Raw genomic sequence first — 23,277 nt, forward strand, 5'->3', positions numbered from 1 at the left:
ATTAAACCTTTCTTCGCAGTCCTTAAGCACGATTTAATGTCTATTCCTATCCCAACCTTCAACCTGCTTTTCGTCATATTTTCCGTTCGACTTCTATAGGAACTTATGACGTTATTAGTCGAATATAATCGACTGTTATCCCTTTCGATTAAACTAGTCATAATACAACAAAATAACACCGTTGCCACTTTTTTACTTTAAGTATAACGTGAGTATTAGGGGTTTGTCCCCCTTATCATTACCCCCGGGAGGTTTGTCGAGATGGATTTGGATGCTGAAGAAGTAGTAGCGGTTGAAGGATCGGAAGTAGATGCAGAAAGTGAAACTGCATCTGAAGAAGTAGAAGCGGTGGCTGAAGAAACGGAAGTTATCGAGGCAAGCGCGGATGAAGATGAAGCTGCTGAAGAGGCGTCCGACGAAGCTTCTGCTGAAGAAGCAGAAGTTGAAGCAGATGCATCTGAAGAAGTGGAAGTTACAGCTGAAGCTGAGGCAGAGGCAGACGAGCCTGCTGAAGCGGAAGTTGCTGCGCATGAAACCGAAGCATCCGACTCCGAGTCGGTCATTGACTAATTATTAATCTTTATATGATTACTAAAGGGGCTTTCCCGTAGGTCATAACAGACCGCATGGGAGAGCCCCTTGCCTTCGTAAAATGAGGGCAGACCTGCTGCCTAGGTTCGATTGCGGTAGAAGCTGAGAAGCGCCCATTTGCGTTCATGCCGTTTCATATATCGTGGCAATGACCGGAATAATTCACGACACTCCCTGTAGGCCTTAGCAGCCTCTTCAGGATTTCCTAAGCCCGTGTATACAACCCCTAGCCGATAGTAGGCTTCACAGGACGATGAGTTAACATTCTTGAATTCCTGTAAATAAGCAACCGCCTTTATAGGATCCGATTTGGAAAATGTTTCTGCAAGGCGCAAATAGGGCTGTCCATATTTAACTCTCGGACTTATTAAAAGTGCCTGCTGCATTTCTCTTTCCCCTTCGTCCACATTTCCAAGGGCAAGATCGCAAATACCTCTGTCGCTCCAATACTCCGCGGAATGGTCCATTTGAGTCTGGATACCAAGCAAGATTTCACGGGCTTTATCGTATTTCTTACTTTCGATTAATAGACGGGCCAGCTCCGATTTCGCTGCAACATCATGCGGACTAAGGTGTATCTGATTCTTCAACTTAGCAATCGCATTTCGACGGCGAAATGGACGTACAAGACTCGGTGATAAACCGATAAATCGACGCTCTAGCACGTATAAAATAATTAGAATAACTAGAATGGCTATGAACGGATCACCAAATAACCAAGTTAATCCTATGAACAGTAAAATCTTACTCAACCTCACCAAGCCCCCAGATCTTTCTTGTCTAAATGGTCGTGATAGCTAATGATGCTCCCATCATATCACACAGGCAGATATTGGAAAATATTTTTTTGAAGCTTGCTTTTGAAGGATCGAACCATCGCATTAGAATGGCAGCTCAACGGAATCGAGAAGCTACTAAACATCTAAGTTCTGAATGGCTTTGCCCTTCGGGTTGCCTCTGCTTCAAGCGGATTATCAGGCCAATAGTGCTTAGGGTAACGTCCCTTTAAGTCCTTCCTGACCTCAAAATAAGTATGACTCCAGAAGCTAGCAAGATCTCTTGTCACTTGCACAGGACGCTGTGCTGGCGACAACAGGTGCAGTGTTAATGGCACTCGCCCACCGGCGATGCGCGGCGTTTCTGGCAAGCCGAAGAGCTCCTGCAGACGAACAGCGACAAGAGGGGCATTAATATCGCTATAATCAATTGGGATGCGTGATCCGCTTGGTACAGTCCAGTGAGTCGGCGCACTATTTTCAAGCTCTCTCCGCTGCTCCCACGATAACATGGACTCTAAGATGTCCTTAAGATTCAATCGCTGTAAATCGGATCGACCCTTCATTCCATCTATATATCCCGCCAACCATTGTTCCAATGAATTCAGCAGAGCTAGATCCGACAAGTCCGGCCAAGCATTATCATGATGACGGACAAATACTGTTCTCTCCTGTAGCTGTCGAGCCGCTTTAGTCCAAGGCAGCAGCTCCAGGCCTTCCGTTCTGATACCCTCAAGAAGTGCTTGGAGCACAAGATTTGCTGGAGGGCGACTTAAAGGCTTCTCCCCAAGCTGCAAAGCTCCCAGCCTTTTGCGGCTTCGGCCACGAACTGATTTGGATTCGCTATCCCAATAAATTTGCGTTTCCTCGTTCATCTCATCCTGCAGATGCGTAGCAATTTGCTCCATAGAAATGGGAGCAGCGAGACGGATTCGACTATCCGATCCCATATCGTCTACATCAGCGACGACAATCCATTGCTCATGGGCTAATGCTTGCCCACTTGCGAACTCCGCTCCTCTTCCCCCGCTTAGCAAATACTTACCATTGTCCCTCCTGCGTCCAATTCGATCCGGATAGGCAAAAGCTAGTAAGAGTCCACAGTCTGTTCCCTCTGGATCTGCTGCCCCTTTTATTCCATGCTCGCGCTGCAACAGCTTAACTTCCTCCACGAGTCTCCTGCGGGCTCCCTCATCTGTTGCGTAGCCTCCTCTGCCTCTAAGAGCCTCCAACCTTACCCTTAAATCAGAAGTAGGAGCTTTACCTTCAAAGCGAATAATATCTCTAGCCTCCAGCAATACGGCAAGCTCACTAGCTAAGCTACCGAATCCAATAGGGATTGCTCTTAATAGCATATGAGCAATTCGAGGGTGCTTCCCGAATTCAGCCATTTGTCTCCCATGCGGAGTAATGAATTGTCCATCCTTATCTAATGCTCCCAGCTGCACAAGCAGGTCGCGAGCTTGCTGCAAGGCTGGAGCAGGTGGGTTGTCTAGCCAAGCCAGTTGAGCAGCATCCTTCACACCCCACATATATAATTCTAATAATAGTGGGGCCAGGTCTGCCTCCATGATTTCTGGAGCGCTACGCGAGGATAAGCTTTGCTCCTCCTCTTGGCTCCACAGCCGATAGCATGTGCCAGGCATGAGCCGTCCTGCGCGTCCACGGCGCTGGTCAGCCGATGCGACAGATACCGTTATCGTCTCCAAACGGGACATCCCCGTACGTGGTGAAAATCGGGAGACTCTCATTAATCCGCTATCAATAACGACAGTAATACCTTCAACCGTTAAGCTGGTTTCTGCCACGGAGGTTGCTAGCACTATTTTACGTTGTCCGGAAGCTACAGGAGCCAGAACCTCATCCTGCGCCTCTGCGCTTAAACCGCCATGCAGAGCGAATATTCGAATAGAAGCATCCCGTAGACTGGCTCTTAGCTTAGATTCAACTGAACGTATTTCACCGATACCTGGCAAGAAGACGAGCACATCCCCCTCATGAGCCCGAAGCGCTTCAATGATTACCTGTGCCACCCCATCAGTCATATAGCCGCTGCCAGAAGGCTTGGGACGATAGATCGTCTCTACCGGATAGCTCCGTCCCACACTGCTTATGACAGGTACGCCTCCAAGCAATTCTGCAACAGGCTCCGCCTCTAATGTTGCGCTCATGACGAGCATCTTCAAGTCATCCCGAAGCAAATCCTGGCATTGCAAACAAAGCGCCAGCCCCAAATCCGCTTGAAGGCTCCGCTCATGAAATTCGTCAAAGATAACAAGACCGATCCCTTCCAACGAGGGATCGGCCTGTAGCATTCTTGTTAGGACACCTTCCGTCACAACCTCAATACGAGTAAGTGGCCCCACTTTCGTATCCATCTTCACTCTGTAACCAATCGTTCCACCAACAGCTTCACCAAGCGTGCTGGCCATATACTTAGCCGAGCTGCGAGCAGCCAGGCGACGGGGCTCTAGCATGATGATTTTCTGTCCATTAAGCCATGGCTCATTTAGTAACGCTAAGGGCACACGTGTCGTCTTCCCTGCACCAGGAGCCGCTGTCAGAACAGTGTTGCGATTATCTAACAACGCTTGCTTCAAATCAGGTATTACCGAATCAATAGGCATCAGAACCATAACAACGTGGATCTCCTTCCTGTCCAACAAATACACATCAACGCTCGATTGTCGCTTTGTTGAACAGCTTACCATTTTCGGAGACACGATGAAACTATCACCTAAGCTCTATCCTATTTCTTCGCCAAATATTTACGAACATCGAATGCTACCGCTGACACGATTATTAAGCCTTTAATAATGAGCTGCCAATTTGGGTTAACCCCAATATAAGTCAAACCATAGTTGATGACGCCGAAGATCATAACGCCCGCCATAACACCAGGCACCGTTCCGATACCGCCAGTCGTTGATACTCCACCAACAACACAAGCCGCGATGGCATCTAGCTCATACATATTGCCGTAACCGTTCGAAGCCCCGCCTGATTTAGCTGCTTCCAGTACACCCGCTAGCCCGTATAACCCTCCCGCAATACTATAGATCCACAGGAGATTGCGACTGACATTTATACCCGAGACATGAGCCGCTTGAACATTACCCCCAATGGCATACATGTTCTTGCCGAGTCTTGTTTTGTTAAAGATGACCCAGCATATAATCGCCACAACAATTGCAATGATAACGAGATAAGGTAAGCTAAACGCACCAATCTCAATTGTTCCCGAGCCCCATTTGGTGAAGCTTTCACGAAGCCCGCCAATCGGTTGAGAGTTGTTTGGGGGCATGTCGAAGTACAATGAGTTGACCCCTAGAACGATTACCATTGTACCGAGCGTAGTAATAAACGGAGGCACGTGCAGCTTTGAAATAATTAATCCATTGATTAGGCCAACAATGAGTCCTGCGAGAATGGCTAATAGGACAGGGAAAATGACCCAAACCTCACCGAGATGAGGGAAAAATTTCTGCGGATAGTTAGATAATTGCACCATCGAAGCTGAAACAACAGCAGATAATCCAACAACACGACCAGCTGAAAGATCTACTCCCCCCGTAATCAGTACGAAAGCTGCTCCGAGCGCTATAATCGCTTTGGTAGAGTTCTGATGAAGGATATTTGTTAAGGTGCTTAGAGATAAGAAGGAGGGATTAGTTAAGGTTATGCCTATGATTAGAACAGCGAGCACGACATAGATTGCGTAATCCGTCAGAAAAGCATTTACTCTTTTTACAGAAACATTCATGTTGATCCCCTCCGATCATGCCGTATGTTGGGCGGCGAGCCGCATAATTTCTTCCTCAGTGGCACTTGCACCATCGACAATGCCCGTTAAGCAGCCTTCACTCATAACCATAATGCGGTCAGACATCCCAAGCAGCTCTGGCATTTCTGAAGAGATCATAATGATACTTTTACCTTGCGCAGCCAGATCAGCAATAATGGAGTATATTTCGTATTTAGCACCTACGTCGATTCCCCGTGTGGGTTCATCAAGCAGCAGGATGTCGGGCTCCGTCAATAGCCATCTCGCCATAAGCACCTTCTGCTGGTTCCCACCAGACAAATACCTAATCTGTGTTCTCATAGAAGGGGTCTTCACGCTCAAGCGGTTAATGCTGCGTTCCGTGTCCTTACGTCTTTTGCCGTCCTCTAAAAAGAAATATGGATTTTCATATTGCTTCTGGTTGGCGACTACCGTATTCTCAAGCACCGACAGTACGGAAAAAATGCCGGTGACGCGACGTTCCTCGGTTAGTAAAGCCATTTTGTGCCGAATCGCATCTAGTGGTCTACGAATTTTAATCGGCTTACCCCGCAATTTTAGTTGGCCAGACGCTAGCGCACGAATCCCAAACAGAGCTTCAATTAGTTCCGTTCGTTGAGCACCAACCAACCCGCCCACGCCCAAAATCTCGCCCTGACGTAGCTCGAAGGATACATTCCGGAATGATTTAGGGATAGTCGATGTGAAGTTGTCCACCTGCAGAAGCACGTCACCTGGAATGTTGCTGCGTTCCGGAAACCGTTGTGTTAGATCGCGCCCAACCATCCGTGAAATAATGAGATCTGTCGATAAATCCTTTGCATCCCATGTCCCAATCCTTCGTCCATCGCGCATAATCGTAACCTCATCTGAGATTCGCAATATTTCTTCCATTTTGTGTGAAATATAGATGATGGCGACTCCTCGACGCTTTAAGCTTTCAATAATGCGAAACAAATGCTCAACCTCATTCCCGGTGAGGGAGGAAGTCGGTTCGTCCATAATAATAATTTTGGCGTTATACGACACGGCTTTGGCAATTTCGATTGATTGAATTTTTGAAACCGATAGCTTACCCGTAATCGTGTCTGGCCTAATATCCATATCAAGCTCCGCAAAGAGCTTCTCTGTATCGTTAAACATTTTCTTACCATCTACGAAACGAAATGGACCAATACCCCGAAGCGGCAATCGGCCAAGCCAAATATTTTCCATTACATTTCGGTGTGATACAGGGTGCAGCTCCTGATGAATCATAGAAATCCCTTTTGTTAAAGCTGCTTTGGAATTAGGAAGCTGAAGCTTCTCCCCATTCATCCGAATTTCTCCGGTGTCCGGGATGTAAATGCCGAAGAGGCATTTCATTAGGGTGGATTTGCCCGCACCATTCTCGCCCATTAGCGCATGAACGGTACCTGGGCGAATGTTCAAATTAACATTGTCCAAGGCCTGTACGCCAGGGAATGACTTTGAGATTCCTTCCATTTCCAACAAATATTCCGATGCTGTCATTATTCACGCCCCCTGATGACAAATGCTCCATAATAGGAAAGGCGGGGTTAGCGATATTAGCTTTGCTCGCTCCCCGCCTTCGTTACTTGAACGTTTTATCCTAGCTGTTCAGCCAATTAACCCATTAATGATTACTTGGCTTCGTTCATGTTGTCCTTCGTAATTTTTTTGTAAGGTACCCACACATATTTGCCGTCCGTGATATCGTATCCGGAATTTTCCTTAGTTGGTGTTTCACCTTTAGCTAGCACAGCTGCAAGATTCAGTGTCGCTGCGCCTTGATTCTTAGCATCGTTAAGAACGGTTCCAAGCAGCGTCCCATCCGATAGTGCTTGTAATGCTGGAGCTGTAGCGTCAACGCCTACTACAGGCATGAATTTATTATCTTTGAAGTATCCGGCAGCTTTAAGGGCTTCGATCGCACCAAGCGCCATATCATCGTTGTTCGTAATTACGGCCTCAATCTTATCCCCATGAGCAGATAGGAAGGTTGCCATTTTGTCTTGCGCTTTTACGCGGTCCCACATAGCTGTGTCTTCCGCAAGCTTCTCAACCTTTATGCCAGCATCCTCGATTGCTTGGATGGAGAACTTCGTGCGTAGCTCGGCATCTTGATGTCCCGGCTCGCCCTTCAGCATAATGTATTGCAGAACGCCGTCTTTATTTTTGTCCATCTCCGGATGTGCTTTCCAATAATCAACGAGCAGCTCGCCTTCCATAGATCCTGATTGCTCTGCTTTAGCACCTACGTAGTAAACGTGGTCCCATTTCTTCATATCATCTGCAAGCGGCTCGCGATTGAAGAAAACGACTGGTATTTTAGCTTTTTTAGCTTTCTCAATAATGACTCCTGCGGCCGTACGGTCTACTGGATTAATAGCCATTGCATTATATTTCTTGGAGACGAAGAGGTCGACTTTATCATTCTGGGTCGGTTGGGAGTTCTGGCTGTCGACGATATCCACCGTTGCCTTGCCTGTCGAAGCATCCTTAATTGCGTTACGTACGCCTGTCATGAAGGTATCATCGAATTTGTAGATGGCCACCCCAATCGTATTGTTGCCTCCACCTGAGCCTTTACTGTCATTATTTTTCGAGCTACTACAGCCTGCTGCCACTGCTGCAAGCATTACTCCTACTACAAGAACCGGAATGATCTTCTTTTTCATCAATTACCTTGACCTCCTCGAAACTGTATATTTATGGTTACAAGGTCGATTATGTCTTATCTCAGTTAGGAATCGAATACAATATCCTCCTGTTTTCTAGCAATATCCTGCTGTCTGATCTGGACTATTGAACGAACGGAAACAGCATCTTTTGATTATCAGACCAGAACATGTTGACTGCATCAATGACCTTCGTTCCAGTATCTATCTTCTTATCAACCTTCTGTCGGCTCATCGCTTCAACCGCAGTCTTAACACCTAAATAGCCCATGCTAAAAGGATTCTGGATAACCGTTGCCTGAATAACACCCTCTTGTAGCCACTCTAACTCCTCCGGGGTATTATCGAATGCGACTAACTTAACAATGCCAGCACGCCCCAAGCTTTGCAGCTGCTCTGCTGCTCCAATAGAAGCAACAGCATTAAGCGCCAATATACCGTCGATACCGCTGTATTTTCTCAGCATCTCATTTGTTAAACGTCCACAGTTGTAGGAATCTGAGTTGCAATATACCGATTCCACAATATGCATATCTGGTATGCTTGCCCATTCATCTCTTATCCCTTGCTCACGGCGCTCGGCGTTCCGAGATCCTTTGACATAGTTAAGAATGATGAATCGCCCTTGTGATCCCGTTAATTCCTTCATCTTCAAAGCTGCTTGGCGTCCCGCTTCATAGTTGTCTATTCCAATGAAGCTTCTCACCTCTGGCGCATCGACTTCTGATTCTATCGTTATAACGGGAACCCCCATTTTATCCGCTTTAGCCACTACTCCTGCCAGCTTCTTATAATCGTTAGCCGCTAGAATAAGCCCATCTGTTCCGTAAGCAAGATACTTATTTACAAGATCTATCTGGGTTTGCTCATCCGTCTCATCCGTTGACCCGTCAAATATGAGCTTAATATTAAACTCCTTGGCCGCTGCTTCCGCCCCCATCTTGACGGTGTTCCAGAATTCTCCTTCCTTACTTTTAACGATTAGAACGATTTCCTTCTGCTTGTCCGGTATTGAGTGGATTTCTCCTCCTCGACCACACGAATTAAGCATGAGCATAATAAAAAGGAGGGCTGTACAAAGGGCTATAGATGGTTTCATGGCTCTACTCCTTCCTGCAAACAGGGCAGCCACAAGCTTACGACTGTCCCCTCCTCACGCTCACTCTCAAATTGCAATCCGTATTCCTCTCCATAATTCAATCGAATGCGCTCGTGTACATTGCGAAGCCCAATACCCACTCCTGCTCCTTCACTGTCGTGAGAAGCATCTGTTGTGAGCAGCTCCTTGAGTTTATCCGGTGCGATGCCTAATCCGTCATCCTTAACCTGGAGGCAGAGCTTACCTTCAATAATTCTTGCAGAAATTCGAATAAAGCCCTCGTCTGCGCTAGGCTCAATGCCATGATAAATGGCGTTCTCCACAAGCGGCTGCAAAATAAGCTTCAGCGTTCGACATGTGAGCGCCTCTTCCTCTGCCTCTATTGCATATTCGAACTTGTTTTTGTAGCGCATTTTCTGGATGATCAAATAATTACGAATATGCTCCAGCTCATCTGCGACTAAGATGAAGTGCTCCCCCTTAGACAAGCTAATCCGGAAAAATTTCGATAGAGAGGTAATCATCGTAATAACATCTTCGTTTTTCCCTGTACCTGCCAGCCGCACGACCGAGTTCAAAGTGTTATATAGAAAATGAGGATGAATTTGGGATTGCAGCACCTCTAGCTCGCTCTTACGTTTCGCTTCCTGTTCGTGAATGTTCTGATTCATTAGCTCACGAATTCGGTTCACCATAAGATTAAATCTTCGAGAGAGGCGACCAACCTCGTCATCGCGCCTAATGGGAATGTGAATGTCAAAATTCCCGCGTTCAACCAGCTGCATCGATTTCTCTAATCGTTTAATGGGCTGCGATATTTTGGCAGACATATACAAGGTGATTAGTAGGACGAATATCATAACAGCCAGTAAGAGCCACAGAAGGAAAGCGCTGATTTCCTTACGTGTCGTCACGATTTCATCCATGTAGGATACACCTACTATTTTCCACCCAACGTTATTAACGGTTTGAATAGTAATTAGTCGGTCTACTCCTGTTGAATTATCCAAGTAGCTGCCGTATGTATATTTCAACGCTTGCTCCACATTCTCGTACTTAAGACCGGCGTAGATTAATTGCTGCTGCGGATGATAAATGATATTTCCCGCGGAGTCATCAATAATATAGGCATAACCCTTCTGCCCGAGCTTAACGCTTCTTGAGAGATCATCTATCATCTTAAAATTAGCATCGACAAGCAGAACGGCCTTAATCTCTTCCCCGTTTGCCGTCTTTAGCTTAATTCCTTTGCTCATCGATACGACCCACTTATATTTACCTTTGAACAGATTTTGGACATGCGGTACGGAGAAGCTTAAATGATTAGGGTTTTCGATAGCAGAAAGAAACCAATTTTGAGAGGTAAGATGTGTGTTCGATCTCATGTATGTAGAAGGAATTGAAGTCATCCTCTGCCCCGTATCAGAAAAAAGTCCGATGGTGACAAGGTCCTCCCGCGTATTAAATATCGTATTAAGGCGCTCATTCAGAAGGTCATTTGGCAGTTCTCCGGTGGATTGAATCTGTGCCTCGACGGAGGCGAATACAGTTGTCATGCTGCGGATGTAATATTCGAGGTTAGCTGCAACCTGATAGATGATTTGCTGGTTGCTTAATGATGTGTTATTTTCAGCTGTGCGATTAAACTTGTTGTAAAGGACTATGCTGACGAAGGAGACGACGAGAACCGTCATTACTGTGAAGGAAGCGGCGATGAGAAATTGAATACTCTTGAACCGATAAAGTCGGACCCCCTTGCCTCTCACGGCAGCTCTCCTCTTGCCCGATTGCGATAATCCTTAGGAGACATTCCTACTTGCTTCTTGAAGCTAAAGCTAAAATAATTCGGATCAGCATATCCAACCAGCTCGGCGATTTCGAAGGTTTTGCGATCAGTCGTCAGGAGCATTTCTTTAGCGGCTTCCATGCGAATATGCAATAAATAATTCACATAGGTCATTTTCGTTTCTCGTTTAAAAATATTGCTGAAATAGCCAGAGCTTATGTGCAAATGTGCGCAAACTCTAGCAATGGTCATGTCGCTATCTGCATATTGGGCTTTTGTGAATGTTCGAGCCTGCTCTACTAGCGAATGGTAAGCGGATTGCCGATCTGATGCTATGCGGCTAATGATAGAAGCACAGGTTAAAATAACCCAAGCCTTGGCCTCTTTAAGACTATCGAACTGAGTAATCTCCCTAAACCAATTCGCATCGTTACCAGATCTGTCGCTTGGCTGACGAGTAGGTCCCTGTCCCTGGAGTGCCTTTAGCATTGTCGTTACGATTTGCAGCAAAAATATTTGCGCATCACGAAAGGAGCAGGACGAGCCCGCGAGAATAAGGGGCGCGAACAGGTTCTCCACGACGGACTCCATCTCCTCAGGAGACCCCACCTTCAAGCAACGGAGGAACGCCTGCTCCTGCAGCTCATCGAACCTGATTGGGGCCGCCGACCTGCTCTCCACGTCCTCAATGGCAATGATACGGTTGTTTCCTAACAAAATTCTGTAATCTAGTGCAGCAGAAGCGTCAGCATAGGAATATTTAACATCCGAAAGCTTAGGGGTAACGGTACCTATCCCTATCGTAACGCTTCGTTTAATATACTTCTCCACATTAAGACGGATTTCTTCAAGAAGGTCTGACGTATTTTTATGTACGACATTAAGATCAGTCTCTAAGCTTGTTTCTAACAGCACAACATTGTCGTTATGCTGGAATACGTACCCTGACATCCCTTGCCGTGCAACGATTTCTTCTGCAATATTACGCACAGCGAAGCTTTGTAGCTCATAATCAAATCGACTTCGATTGGAGTCATCCGATACTCGTTCTAATGTTGGATTATCCAGTTGCATAATAGATACGGTATAATGTCTTCCTTCTAGAATCATCCCATAATGCTCGGTTTTCTCTCTAATTTCTATCGATGACAGCCTGCGAGTCATAAGAGATACAAGAAACAGCTCCCTTAGAACAGGGATACTTCGACGGTAATGCTCCTGCAGAGAATCTACATTTTCCCGTTCAGACATTTCCTCATCTAGCCTGCCCTTAACTTTGTGCAAAGCCTGTAGCAAATCACCAGCTGAAAAAGGCTTAAGTACAAACTCTTCTATATTTAGATGTATCGCTTTGCGAGCATATTCGAATTCATCAAAGCCGGTAAGTATAATGATTTTAGTAGAAGGATAAGTCCGGCGTATTTGTTCGGAGAGCTGTAATCCATCCATGAATGGCATCCTAATATCAGTCACTACAACGTCGGGTGCCGACTTCTCTATCATTTCTAATGCTTCTCGACCATTCTCCGCCACATCAGACACTTGAAAACCATTAGCCTCCCAGTCAATCTCACGAAGTACTCCTTCGCGCACGTCCGCTTCATCATCTACCAGAATCAATTTATACATATACGATTTCCCTCTCCATTAGGAAATAATGCGTTTTCAATGGAAATATCATAACATACAAAAAGAAGAAGAGGGAGACGACTAGTTTATCGTTCTCCCTCTTCTTCTTCTTTGTACATTACGTGTAAACGATTATGTAGCTGCTCCCAGCTTCTGAGAGATTTGCGCTGCGGCTAATTTCACTGCTTCTATAGTAGATGGCAAATTTTCTTCATTAAGCCGATGCACAGGACCAGCAACCGATAAGCTTGCCGCTAATCGATGCTGAGTATCGAATATAGGTGCAGCAATAGCGAATGCATCTGTATCAACTTCCCCTAACGTGAGACAATGCCCGGCATTACGGATATCCTTTAATTGTTCTAGAAGGCCACGTTTCTTAGAGTCATCCTCTATCGATTCGAGCAGCTCTCCAATGATTTTATCAGATTCATAGGCAAGCAGAGTCTTCCCGGAAGCGCCGGAATGCAATGGCAGTACCCTGCCGTTCTCAATGGATAAGCGGATTAAGCGTCGGCTAGTGACATGCTCAATACAGATTGCTTTCGTTCCTGTGCGAATGAACAGCACGGTCGTTTCATTCGTCTGATTCGTTAGCTCCTCCATAATGGGACGAGCAATGGCAAGCAATTCCCTCTCAATCTGGGAGGACAAGCTGCGAGCCAAATCAAAAATCCGCAAGCCAAGGCCAATTTGACCTCTTCCTTTGCGTTCAACGAATCCATTCTTTATCAATGTCTGAATAAATCGGTAGGCCGTGCTATCAGGAATACAAACCTTCTCTGCGATTTCACTTACCGTTAGTGTACTGCGTGATTCCGCCAATACGAACAAAATATCGATAGCCTTGCCAAGTGTCTGGGTTCCGTTCACATTACACCTCAGGGAAACATTAATGAGCACGTATAACAAAGCTAGTATATCACACTGAGCGTTCCCCTCGCGCACGTGCCATAGCTATTTTTTCAATAATTAACAAAACCTGATTAACCCCAATAGCTAGTAAAGATACGAATATTGTACCCCACACAATCTTCGGCGTTGAATTCTGATACAATCCTTCAAACAAAACAACACCAAGACCGCCCGCATTAATCCATGCCGCGATTGTTGCAATGCCGATTACCGATACGGAGGCTACACGAAGCCCCCCCAAGATAATAGGAAGCGCAAGTGGAAGCTCTATTCGTCGAAACAATTCCCATCTATTAAAGCCGATTCCCCTACCCGCTTCAATGACCGAGGGATCAATAGCTTGAAAGCCGGATATGACACTCCGAACCAGAATCAATTGACTATACACCACAAGGGCGATGATCGCTGGCTTCATGCCTAATCCAACCAAAGGAATAAGCAAAGCGAACATCCCAAGGCTCGGTACAGCGTAAATAATTCCGAATACCGACATGATGGGTATAGAAATACGTCGGTGCCTAGATAGAAAATAGCCAATCGGCATTGCTATGACTAGTGCAATCGCAAGCGAGATGAAGGTGAGCACGAAATGTTCTTTCAGCAATCTGAACAAATCATCATAATGCCGATTCCAATATTCCATCATTTGCGCTTGCTCCTATCAGTCAAATTTAAGAATGTCCAATGTTAATTGGCCAATCGGCAAGCCTGCGGAATCCACAACGATAACCCGTCCAGAGCCTTGCCTTAACAATTGCTGCAACACTTCACGTAAGCTCTCTTTTTCGCTAACTCTTGGTTCATTTTCCTGAGGTGGCTCGGTCAAAGGAGTCATTTTCTCAGCTGCTCGAATTAATTGCAGGCGAAGGAACAAGTCTTCTGATCGGATGAGTTGGCTCACGAAAGCATTGGCTGGATTAGTCACCATCTCAAGCGGTGTATCAAATTGCTGGATTGTCCCTTCGTTCATAACAACGACACGGTCTCCAAGCTTGAGCGCCTCATCGACATCATGGGTGACGAATAGCACTGTTTTCCCTAACTGCCGCTGGATATCTTGAAAGTCCTCTTGGAGCTTCGTTCTTGTTATGGCATCTATAGCTCCGAAGGGCTCATCCATTAACAGGATTTCAGGATCTCCTGCCATCGCACGAGCAATACCTACCCTTTGCTGCTGCCCACCAGAAAGCTGTCTGGGGAAACGATTACGAAAGCTCGAGGGCAGATGAACCAAATCCATCAAATATTCTATTCGTTTATTCGTCTTCTCACGATCCCAGCCAAGTATATTCGGCACTGTTGCGATATTTTGTTCAATCGTCATATGAGGAAAAAGTCCGATTTGTTGAATAACGTATCCGATACTCCGTCGCAGCTCTGTTACGGGAAGTGATCGAACGTCTTTACCTAACACCGAAAGTGTTCCAGAAGTAGGCTCGATAATTCGATTAACCATTTTCAGCAACGTTGTCTTACCGCAGCCGGATGCTCCTAATATCGTGACGAAGGATCCCTTCTTAATGGCAAGGCTTGTTTCATTCACGGAAGGCTTTGAGGTTTTCGGAAAAAGCTTCGTAACCCGGTCAAAAACGATCGCATTTTCTATTGTCATTGTTAAACACTCCCCCTATAGCTCAGGAGGCTTCCCCGATTTCGGGGAAGCCGATGAAAGTGAAGCGGATATTATTTAATAAGGCCCTCTTGCTTAAGGAATGCTTTCGCAACATCTGCGTATTCCTTCTTGTTAATATCTACATCAGCATTCAGTGCTTGAACCTTGGCATTGTCCAGCTTAGCCGATACTGCATTCAACACTTTAGCGATGTCAGGGTCCTTATCCAATGTTGCACCACGGATGACTGGAGCTACGAAGTAAGGAGGCCAGAACTTCTTATCGTCCTCAAGCAGTACCAGGTCTGGGTTAGTCAAATCTCCGTCTGTTGTAAATCCAACGGTTACGTCTGCTTCGCCATCAAGAATGACGCGATATTTGATACCATAGTCAAACAGCTTAATGCTCTTAAAGTTCGATTTACCGTAAGCCGCATTCAAGCCCTTCAAGCCATCTTCGCGCTCTTCGAACTCAGGAACAGCAGCCATGTTAAGCTCAGGTGCGTTCTTTGGCAAATCCGAAATTTTGTAAAGATTATATTTTTCAGCTATTTTCTTTGTTGTAACAAGACCTTGTGAATCGTTCGCGTTCGTTGGCTCCAACCAAATGAGATTGAATTTCTCTTTGTAGCCTTTAGCTACTTCATCGTAAACCACTTTGGCATCCGATTTCGGCGCGGATTCAAGGACGTTGATCAAACCAGTACCCGTGTACTCGGGATACATGTCGATATCTCCCTTTTTCAAAGCTTCATGCGCGACCAATGTTCCGCCGAGGTTCAGCTTACGCTTAACCTTATAGCCTGCGTCCTCTAAAGCTAAGGAATACATCTCACCTAAAATAAGTGATTCTGTGAAGTTCTTCGAACCGATAGTCAAATTCGGCTTGCCAGATGACCCCTCTTTTGATCCACATGCGCTAAGTACTAGGGAAGTAAGCAAAATCATACTAACAATTGAAGTTAATTTTTTCATCTTCTCTCTAACTCCTCTCATATCCTCTGAAATTTGGTTGTTTTTCTTTCAATAAGCGCGAAGCCGATTTCGGACAAGATTGCCAGAGTCGCTACGGGTATAGCCCCTACAAGCAATAATGAAAAATTGTACATGCCCAGCCCATTAATGATAAAGGTCCCGAGCCCACCTCCTCCGATGAATGCTGCTAGAGTCGCACTAGATACTACCTCTACAACCGCTGTCTTTAATCCTGTAAGCATAAGTGGTGTAGCCAGTGGAAACTCGATCCTGCGAAGAATACGCCCCGGGCCCATCCCCATTCCTGAAGCCGATTCGAGAACAAAGGAGTCAATGCTCCTAAATCCTAAGTACGTATTCACAAGAATAGGTGGACAAGCCAGCAGAGTCAGTGCAACAAGAGCAGGCGCGAAGCCAGTACCCATGATGGGTAAAATAATGACCAGGATAGCTAAGCTAGGAATAACCCGCAAAGCGTTGAATGTTGCCATCACTGGACCTGATAACCACATCTTCTTGGCACAAATAATTCCTAGAGGGACGCAGATTGCCGTGGCAATCAGTAATGCGGACAAGCTGATCGTCATATGTACGCGAAGGGCCTCCCAGAAGCGGTCGGAATTTTCTTGCACATAATTATAGGCTCCAATCAGGACATCCAATCGACTACCCCCTCCTGAAAACTTAGTAATTATCATAATACGATAACAAATTACCACTATCAATTATATTAGTTCCTAATACCCACTAAGTCAATAGGAATTATGTAAATTATTTCAAAACTTTTTGAGCTACCCGAAGCATCGAATGAAGCAGAATATCCGCCCCGTCCGAACAATCCTCCAAGCTGCTCCACTCTTCCCGATGATGGCTAATACCGTCCTTAGACCGTACCAAAATTAATCCAATTTCCGTTAGGGAATGAATAGCTACCGCATCGTGTCCAGCCCCACATACCATAGGCATAGCTTTAATCCCAATTGAGCCACAAACTTCAGTAAGCATGCTTGTAAGCTGCTCGCTACATGTAACAGGTGTCGCTCCGTCCGTTTCAGATACCTCGACAGTCAGCCCTCTTCTAAAGGCTAGGGACTCCAACGTTGTCTCCATTTGCTGCCCCATTTCGGTTAAAGCCTGAATAGAGCTATGACGGTAATCTATCGTGAAGATAACTTCGTCAGGGATAACATTTACTGCCCCTGGACTTAGCTTAAGCGTACCTACGGTTGCAGTTCCTCCACTTCTAATAGCAAGCTTCTCAATAGCAATAACAGCTTCTGCTGCCGCTAAGAGGGCATCGCGGCGCAATGCCATAGGAGTTGTCCCCGCATGATCTGCATGTCCCTTGAATTTGACGAGCAGCCATCTATATCCGTATATAGCCGTGGCTAGTCCACATGGAAGATTCGCATCCTCCAGAACCCTTCCTTGCTCAATATGAAGCTCGAGATATGCCCTGATGCTTCCAGCAGGCCGTGCAGCTCGTTCAGCCAGAGAGGGGTCAATATCAGCCTGAATCATTGCCTCATTTAGTGATATTCCATCCTTATCCTTCGCTTTAAGCCATTCGGGACTCCATTCACCAGCCATTGCGCGGCTTCCTAAATAACCAATGCCGAATCGTACGCCTTCCTCATCCGTAAAGCAAATAACCTCAAGAGGGCAGTGATGCTTTACCCCTAGCTCTTTAACGGTACGGAGAACCTCAATTCCCGCAAGTACACCAAGAGCCCCATCAAATTTTCCCGCCTCGGTAACTGTATCGATATGCGAGCCCGTAATAACTGCAGGTGCGTCTATGCAGTCCCCTTCAAGCCGCCCGATAAGATTACCAGCTTCGTCTTGACGCACGGAGAGACCAGCTTCCAGCATAAGGGCATGGACATGCGACCTCGCTAACAGGTCTTGAGCATCTAGTGACAAGCGATTAATTCCACCGGTAGGGCTTCGACCTATTAAGCCGAGCTCTGACAGCGTATGCCAAAGCCGCTCTCTATTAATCCTCGCCTCCACCTGCTTCATTCTCCCTTCTCGCTCAATCCAGCAAATGCATCAAATGCATAGGTAGCCCTCGTAAGAGCCTCCACTCCCGCTGCTATATGCGTTAGCTCCGTCCATTCTTCTGGACAATGACTTCTACCCTTAACACTTGGAACGAATAGCATTCCAATCGGTGCAATAGAGGCAAGTTGGTTAGCATCATGTCCTGCACCGCTTGGCAGCTCTATAACTGGAGCAACCTCTGAGCAAGCATCCAGCAATAATCGCTTCACATCATCAGACACTTGAATGGCATCTGACTGAGATAGTCTTTCTAAGCGGACAGTGAGCCCTCTTTCAGAAGCAATTCGTTGAGCTTCTGCTTCAAATGCTTGATAGATGGCTTGTGATACTTCTGTATCTAGGGAGCGAATCTCAAGATCAAAATCGACATGCCCAGGGATAACATTAGAAGCGTTGGGATTATTACGAAGCCTTCCTATTGTACCCACTGCTTCGGTATCATATTTCATTCGGCATTGTCGTTCGAATGCTAGCCCCATTTCGCAAAAGCCGGCAAGAGCATCGTATCGCATATCCATAGGTGTAGTACCTGCGTGGTTGGGCTGTCCAGTTATCGTTACCCGATGGCGGTGTATTCCGACGATTCCCGTCACCACGCCTAACGTCGCTCCAACTTGCTCTAGTACAGGTCCTTGTTCGATATGAATTTCTAAGTACAGCGCTACATCCCCAGCTAATCTAGAGGAATGCTTCAACTGCTCCGGTCTTCCACCAAGAGAGCTTATCGCTTCTCTTAATGTTCTGCCATCAGGGTCAGTTCTCTCTAGCATTTCCTCGGATAAGCAACCGACCATTCCCCGACTACCAATCGTTGAAATTCCGAATTCACTCGGTTCTTCCGCCGTAAAATCGACCACTTCGAGCGTATGATGCAGTCGAATATCTGATTCCTTAAGCATCCGAACAACCTCAATGCCTCCAAGCACCCCAATTATTCCATCGAACCTGCCCCCACCGTTTACCGTATCGGTATGTGAGCCAATCATAATGGAAGGAAGCTTTGGATCCGTGCCGATTAAAGTGCCAATTAAATTGGAAGCTTCATCTATTCGTACCGTTAGCCCAGCTTCTCGCATCCGTTCCTCTAGCCAGCTTCGCCCTTGATCATACTTAGCGGTGAACGAGCGTCTTGTCCAGCCATCCTTGGTGTCGTCAACGATTCGGGATAGGGCTTCTATGTCTGTACTCAGCCGATTGGAGTCCGGTTTGCCGAGCTGCTTCCCCTTACTCATCCTTTGTCCCCCCCTGTTCACACTTCGTTACTGGTTGTGTATCGCGGGAATAAAATGACCGTATCCTGCCTCCGCGAAAGTATCTGTGTCCCCGTCATAAACTAATTTCCCTCTAACGTAAGTCTGCATAACTCGGCCGCGAAGACCCATGCCTTCATAAGGGCTCCAGCCTGCGCTCGAGTGCAATTTTCGTTCATCCAGCACCCCAGAAGCTGCAGGATCTAGGACAACGAAATCTGCATCATAGCCAACAGCCAGCTTGCCTTTCCGATGACCTAAGCCGAAGGTAGCCGCTGGATTCTCACAAAGAAGCCTCACCAAATCTGAGATTGAAAGACGTCCTTTAGCAACCCCTTCACTGTAAAGAACGAGTAATAATTGCTCTACACCCGGTGCTCCTGATGCATTGGCAAAAATATCAGCATCGTTAGACTTCCTATCCAGCAGCCAAGGAGCATGGTCCGATGTGACGAAATCAATTGCGCCAGAACGTGCCAAATCCCATAGCCCCTCAACATCTTCAGGAGAACGTAATGGCGGATTGATTTTACCTCGCCCCTTCAAACGCGGCATGTCCTCTTCACTAAACACTAAATAATGAGTACACGTTTCTGCGGTAACCCTCAGACCTTGGGAACGATAGTACTCGACCAATTGAAAAATCCTTGGAAAAGTACAGTGATAGAGATGAAGCTTAGCGCCAGCTGCCAATGCCAGCTCCATTGCCGTAACAGCAGCTGTTGATTCGCTCACCTTAGGTCTGCTAAGACCATGGGACAGAGGGTCGCTTCCCTTATCCTTATATTTATCTAAATATCGACGGACGATTTCGTCGGTTTCCGCATGGACACCAACAGGACAGCCTGTTTCTGCGATAACAGCAAATGAATCAAGAAGCTGACCATCATCAATTCGAGGAAATCGGAAAGAATCTGTATTGAACATTGAAACTTTAAACCCGCAAGCACCAGCAGCAGCCAAGCTCCGAATATGATCGTAGCCATCTTCCTTGTGAATAGTAACCAGCATCGCCATATCCACTACTGATTCCGCTTCAAGACGCTGCTTCTTCTCTTCAAAGGCTTCTAGCGTACAAATCATCCCTGTTGCATCGTAAGGCATTTCAATTACTGTAGTGACCCCACCAGCAGCAGCAGAACGACTAGCGTGATAGAATCCTTCGTTTAGCGCGCTATAGCAATGCACATGAGCGTCAACAACACCAGGTAGCACATAACAGCCATCCGCTCTAATCACGTTACCTAAGCTTGCTATCTCGGCATCGGTTAATGATTTCATCGGAATGATATTAACGATTTTCCCTTCACTAACGCACAAGGCATGATCGTACAAAATACCACTCGTCAACACGATATTACCAATAAGTGCATATTCATTCGTATTATGCATTAAGCGATCCTCCTTCCTCATCTTTCGAGAAAAGCGCCCCATTCCGCAGAAGCTCAGCCATCATTGCAATATCCCCAGTAAGCGGACGGTCCACCGAGAGGAACGAAACCTTGGAGCGAATGCCTTTATAAGCTGTAAGAGTTCCTTGACCAAGCTGCGTCTCATTGCGCAAATCTATGGCCTGAGCTGCATTCATTGCTTCCATCCCAAGAATAAAATAGAGCCGATCTAAAATCTCCCCGGTTTTTCTTACGACAAAAGGCGCATGGCTTGAATGATCCTCCATATCTCCAGAAATGGAGTAGCTATCTGGGCTAACCGGGATCGCTAGATGACGAATTTCTGCATCTATGGAAGTGAATGTTTTCTGTAAAGTACCTAGTCCAATCGTTTTATCAGGATCAGGAGTCAGAAATCGAGTTAATCCCGTAATATCAGGATTCCCCAGCTTTATAGAACGGGAACAGGAAATTTTGGATACATGGCTTAGAGCCAACCCAAGCATCTCAAAAGCCAAAGTCCAAGTCGTAACATCGAAATTGGAATTCGGCACAATCCGGCGGTCATCTACTAATAGACAAGGGTTGTCATCGGAGCTGTTTAATTGAATAAGCAGCAAGCTTTCGGCATATGCCAAAGCATCTCTAGCCGCACCATGAACCTGGCATGCACTGCGGAAGCTAAGCGGATCTTGGATTCGATCTGCTCTTATTGTGCAATCGCCTTGCTGCCCACCCTCTAAGTAACGCCGAACAGTTTTTGCGCTTTCAGCAGCCCCTTTAAACGGGCGAGCCTTGTAAACCCCCTCGTCTAAAGGACTTCTGCAGCCATGAATAGCTTCGAGCGAGAGCGCATATACGACATCAGCCGTCTCGAGCAGCTTCCTGCACTCCTGAAGCACGATTGCACCAAGGCCTGCCGATAAGGCATTCGAGCTGACAATTGCTAGCCCTTCTCTGGCTCCTAGCCTGAGCTTAGTTAGTCCAGCTTGAGCTAACGCTTCATTGGCATCCATTGACTGACCGCCGTAGCTGACTATCCCTTCTCCGATCATGGCCAATCCGATATGCGACAACAAGCTGATGTCCGCTGCTCCGATCGAACCCCGAAGGGGCAATGCCGGATGAATTCTATGGTTTAGGAAGTCCACGTACATACGAACAACCGACGGCTGAACCCCTGCACAGCCAATCAGAAGCGTATTAAGTCTAACAACCATTATTGCCCTTACCTGTTCGTCAGAAGCCCATGGTTCAATTCCGCTGCTATGCGATAAAATGAGGTTACGATTATAGGCTTCAAAATAGTCTGCATCAATGGGTCGGTCCTTGTTAACTCCGACACCTCTATTTAAACCGTATATCGGCCTGCCCCCCGCAGCCAACTCGCACAGCACCTTGTGTGCTTCTGCGACTATCGCTTCCGCAGCTGGATTCAGTAATACTTCTGCTCCGTGCTTAGCGATCTGTTCGATTTGAGCTAGCGTCAACGAATGACCATCTAGCTCTACGGGAGCGATTTTACGAATATCTACGTCCCCATGCATGTTACAAAATCATCCCGTCAAAAGCATATTTGGAAAGCTCAATGCCAAGGGCCTTCTCCACCTCAGGATAGACGGTAGGATCCTTCACACTGGAGCTTAGCGGAATGTATTGCTTATCTATAGCAAACAGGCTAATCTCAATTCCTTCTTTTACTCCTCCTACACTAATAGGAAGCCCTGTTGAACAGTCGAAAGTGGTAATAACGTCTGGGTAAGTTGTCAGTCTCTGACCTTCGCCGTTATCAACTGCCATATATTCATTCATGACATGGAGAATAAGCGTGCCTCCATTGCCATCCTCCATTGTAATCGTCCCGATATCAAAAGCACCGGAGTAATGAACGTCTTTGCATAAAACTTTCCCACGACCGATAATGCGACCTTTTGTCTTGTCGCATACCGTTGTCATAATGGACTCAGGACCATCCGCCTCAGCGGCAATCATCGCTTTTCCCAGCTCCAATGCTAGGGATATACCACCGATTGCGGCATGCTTCTTCACGTATGAGGCAGGAATAGGATGACGTGCAGAAGCAATAAAGCCTCCAGACATGTCAGATGCCGTGCGCAGAATATTGGAGGTTTTCGCAGGGGTCCCTTTAACTACGAGCTCAAGATAAGACCCGTTGTCTCTTCTTCCGCCAACTACAACCTGAATAGTCTCGTAGTCTGTTAGTGCAGCAAGTCCCATTGATCCCATTTTACCCGTCGGATGAGCCCGGATGTCCCCTGTTGCATCAACAACAACAAGACCTAAGGCTGCCGCTGGAAGCCAACCATTAATTGTGCTGGACATGCCATTCTGTGGTGTCATAACGCCAACAACCTTGCCGTCATAACGGTCCATTAGAAGCTGAACAGCTTTAATATAGTCAACTCCCCACATCTCCCACTCGTTTCCAGCAGGTGCGCCAATAGCAGTACACGTCACGATGATAGCATCGTCCGGTAGCTCATCTACAGAAACAAGCTTAGGCTTGCCGATTCCTACTGCCGCTCCTCCAATCTCAAGACCATGATCGACCCATCCTCCGCCGCCGGATGCGAATACCGCTCCGCCTCTCACTGCTGCTTTTACATCCTCTATCGTTAACTCACGCATACTGTAAAGCCCCTCTCTAGAAGTTAATTAGCGCTATTAAAGGCGGGAGTATCCCGCCACTACAATCAAAAATCAA

The 23,277-nt window shown here is 46.5% G+C and carries 19 protein-coding genes; 1 reads left to right on the top strand and 18 read right to left on the bottom strand.

The window, feature by feature from the left end; translation table 11 throughout:
• The first annotated feature begins 261 nt into the window (after positions 1-261).
• The gene (locus tag KCTCHS21_RS23310) at positions 262-570 is read left to right on the top strand and encodes a hypothetical protein (RefSeq protein WP_130613871.1); all 309 of its coding nucleotides are present in this window, start codon (positions 262-264) and stop codon (positions 568-570) included.
• Between the two features lie 101 nt (positions 571-671).
• Here the strand turns inward: KCTCHS21_RS23310 and KCTCHS21_RS23315 are convergent, their stop codons facing one another.
• The 18 genes from KCTCHS21_RS23315 to KCTCHS21_RS23400 all read right to left on the bottom strand — a co-directional run bounded on the left by KCTCHS21_RS23315 (position 672) and on the right by KCTCHS21_RS23400 (position 23,201).
• On the bottom strand, positions 672-1,349 hold the full coding sequence (locus KCTCHS21_RS23315) for a tetratricopeptide repeat protein (protein WP_408621732.1): 678 nt from the start codon (positions 1,347-1,349) through the stop codon (positions 672-674).
• Positions 1,350-1,513: 164 nt separating this feature from the next.
• Positions 1,514-4,003 (bottom strand): ATP-dependent helicase HrpB, encoded by a 2,490-nt coding sequence (gene hrpB, locus KCTCHS21_RS23320; RefSeq protein ID WP_130613875.1) that lies wholly within the window; start codon positions 4,001-4,003, stop codon positions 1,514-1,516.
• 113 nt (positions 4,004-4,116) lie between these two features.
• Positions 4,117-5,130, bottom strand: a complete 1,014-nt coding sequence (gene mglC, locus KCTCHS21_RS23325) for a galactose/methyl galactoside ABC transporter permease MglC (protein WP_130613877.1) — start codon at positions 5,128-5,130, stop codon at positions 4,117-4,119.
• A 15-nt stretch (positions 5,131-5,145) separates the two neighbouring features.
• On the bottom strand, positions 5,146-6,663 hold the full coding sequence (locus KCTCHS21_RS23330) for a sugar ABC transporter ATP-binding protein (RefSeq protein WP_130613879.1): 1,518 nt from the start codon (positions 6,661-6,663) through the stop codon (positions 5,146-5,148).
• Between the two features lie 131 nt (positions 6,664-6,794).
• Positions 6,795-7,832: a galactose ABC transporter substrate-binding protein gene (locus KCTCHS21_RS23335; protein ID WP_130616668.1), complete on the bottom strand. Its 1,038-nt coding sequence runs from the start codon at positions 7,830-7,832 to the stop codon at positions 6,795-6,797.
• Positions 7,833-7,956: 124 nt separating this feature from the next.
• A complete protein-coding gene (locus KCTCHS21_RS23340) occupies positions 7,957-8,931 on the bottom strand; it encodes a substrate-binding domain-containing protein (protein ID WP_130613882.1) in 975 nt (324 codons plus the stop codon).
• Positions 8,928-10,625, bottom strand: a complete 1,698-nt coding sequence (locus KCTCHS21_RS23345) for a sensor histidine kinase (protein ID WP_130616669.1) — start codon at positions 10,623-10,625, stop codon at positions 8,928-8,930. The genes KCTCHS21_RS23340 and KCTCHS21_RS23345 overlap by 4 nt, the downstream gene beginning before the upstream one ends.
• 68 nt (positions 10,626-10,693) lie before the next feature.
• Positions 10,694-12,346: a response regulator gene (locus tag KCTCHS21_RS23350; RefSeq protein ID WP_130613884.1), complete on the bottom strand. Its 1,653-nt coding sequence runs from the start codon at positions 12,344-12,346 to the stop codon at positions 10,694-10,696.
• Positions 12,347-12,478: 132 nt separating this feature from the next.
• Positions 12,479-13,219 carry an IclR family transcriptional regulator gene (locus KCTCHS21_RS23355; RefSeq protein ID WP_130613886.1) on the bottom strand — a complete coding sequence of 247 codons (741 nt, stop codon included), beginning with the start codon at positions 13,217-13,219 and terminating at the stop codon, positions 12,479-12,481.
• Positions 13,220-13,268: 49 nt separating this feature from the next.
• Positions 13,269-13,907, bottom strand: coding sequence for an ABC transporter permease (locus KCTCHS21_RS23360; RefSeq protein ID WP_130613888.1), 639 nt, complete (start codon positions 13,905-13,907; stop codon positions 13,269-13,271).
• Between the two features lie 15 nt (positions 13,908-13,922).
• Positions 13,923-14,873, bottom strand: coding sequence for an ABC transporter ATP-binding protein (locus KCTCHS21_RS23365; RefSeq protein ID WP_130613890.1), 951 nt, complete (start codon positions 14,871-14,873; stop codon positions 13,923-13,925).
• Between the two features lie 71 nt (positions 14,874-14,944).
• Positions 14,945-15,847, bottom strand: coding sequence for an ABC transporter substrate-binding protein (locus KCTCHS21_RS23370; protein WP_130613892.1), 903 nt, complete (start codon positions 15,845-15,847; stop codon positions 14,945-14,947).
• Positions 15,848-15,864: 17 nt separating this feature from the next.
• The gene (locus KCTCHS21_RS23375; RefSeq protein ID WP_197726480.1) at positions 15,865-16,509 is read right to left on the bottom strand and encodes an ABC transporter permease; all 645 of its coding nucleotides are present in this window, start codon (positions 16,507-16,509) and stop codon (positions 15,865-15,867) included.
• A 109-nt stretch (positions 16,510-16,618) separates the two neighbouring features.
• On the bottom strand, positions 16,619-17,869 hold the full coding sequence (locus KCTCHS21_RS23380; RefSeq protein ID WP_130613896.1) for a Zn-dependent hydrolase: 1,251 nt from the start codon (positions 17,867-17,869) through the stop codon (positions 16,619-16,621).
• Positions 17,866-19,143, bottom strand: coding sequence for an N-carbamyl-l-glutamate amidohydrolase ErtE (locus tag KCTCHS21_RS23385; RefSeq protein WP_130613899.1), 1,278 nt, complete (start codon positions 19,141-19,143; stop codon positions 17,866-17,868). Before KCTCHS21_RS23385 ends, KCTCHS21_RS23380 begins: the two co-directional genes overlap by 4 nt.
• A gap of 27 nt (positions 19,144-19,170) precedes the next feature.
• Complete coding sequence (locus KCTCHS21_RS23390) at positions 19,171-20,553, bottom strand: dihydroorotase (protein ID WP_130613901.1); 1,383 nt, start codon at positions 20,551-20,553, stop codon at positions 19,171-19,173.
• A complete protein-coding gene (locus KCTCHS21_RS23395; protein ID WP_130613903.1) occupies positions 20,546-22,099 on the bottom strand; it encodes an HAL/PAL/TAL family ammonia-lyase in 1,554 nt (517 codons plus the stop codon). The genes KCTCHS21_RS23390 and KCTCHS21_RS23395 overlap by 8 nt, the downstream gene beginning before the upstream one ends.
• 1 nt (position 22,100) lies before the next feature.
• Positions 22,101-23,201: a thiohydantoin desulfurase gene (locus KCTCHS21_RS23400; RefSeq protein WP_130613905.1), complete on the bottom strand. Its 1,101-nt coding sequence runs from the start codon at positions 23,199-23,201 to the stop codon at positions 22,101-22,103.
• Between the last annotated feature and the right edge of the window lie 76 nt (positions 23,202-23,277).

This window comes from Cohnella abietis, assembly GCF_004295585.1.
GTDB lineage: Bacteria > Bacillota > Bacilli > Paenibacillales > Paenibacillaceae > Cohnella > Cohnella abietis.

Bases quoted from the DNA above. Each gene is read 5' to 3' on its own strand.
- KCTCHS21_RS23310 (WP_130613871.1), top strand. From the start codon at position 262: ATGGATTTGGATGCTGAAGAAGTAGTAGCGGTTGAAGGATCGGAAGTA.
- hrpB (WP_130613875.1), bottom strand. From the start codon at position 4,003: ATGGTTCTGATGCCTATTGATTCGGTAATACCTGATTTGAAGCAAGCG.
- mglC (WP_130613877.1), bottom strand. From the start codon at position 5,130: ATGAATGTTTCTGTAAAAAGAGTAAATGCTTTTCTGACGGATTACGCA.
- KCTCHS21_RS23330 (WP_130613879.1), bottom strand. From the start codon at position 6,663: ATGACAGCATCGGAATATTTGTTGGAAATGGAAGGAATCTCAAAGTCA.
- KCTCHS21_RS23335 (WP_130616668.1), bottom strand. From the start codon at position 7,832: ATGAAAAAGAAGATCATTCCGGTTCTTGTAGTAGGAGTAATGCTTGCA.
- KCTCHS21_RS23340 (WP_130613882.1), bottom strand. From the start codon at position 8,931: ATGAAACCATCTATAGCCCTTTGTACAGCCCTCCTTTTTATTATGCTC.
- KCTCHS21_RS23345 (WP_130616669.1), bottom strand. From the start codon at position 10,625: ATGACGGTTCTCGTCGTCTCCTTCGTCAGCATAGTCCTTTACAACAAG.
- KCTCHS21_RS23350 (WP_130613884.1), bottom strand. From the start codon at position 12,346: ATGTATAAATTGATTCTGGTAGATGATGAAGCGGACGTGCGCGAAGGA.
- KCTCHS21_RS23360 (WP_130613888.1), bottom strand. From the start codon at position 13,907: ATGATGGAATATTGGAATCGGCATTATGATGATTTGTTCAGATTGCTG.
- KCTCHS21_RS23365 (WP_130613890.1), bottom strand. From the start codon at position 14,873: ATGACAATAGAAAATGCGATCGTTTTTGACCGGGTTACGAAGCTTTTT.
- KCTCHS21_RS23370 (WP_130613892.1), bottom strand. From the start codon at position 15,847: ATGAAAAAATTAACTTCAATTGTTAGTATGATTTTGCTTACTTCCCTA.
- KCTCHS21_RS23380 (WP_130613896.1), bottom strand. From the start codon at position 17,869: ATGAAGCAGGTGGAGGCGAGGATTAATAGAGAGCGGCTTTGGCATACG.
- KCTCHS21_RS23385 (WP_130613899.1), bottom strand. From the start codon at position 19,143: ATGAGTAAGGGGAAGCAGCTCGGCAAACCGGACTCCAATCGGCTGAGT.
- KCTCHS21_RS23390 (WP_130613901.1), bottom strand. From the start codon at position 20,553: ATGCATAATACGAATGAATATGCACTTATTGGTAATATCGTGTTGACG.
- KCTCHS21_RS23395 (WP_130613903.1), bottom strand. From the start codon at position 22,099: ATGCATGGGGACGTAGATATTCGTAAAATCGCTCCCGTAGAGCTAGAT.
- KCTCHS21_RS23400 (WP_130613905.1), bottom strand. From the start codon at position 23,201: ATGCGTGAGTTAACGATAGAGGATGTAAAAGCAGCAGTGAGAGGCGGA.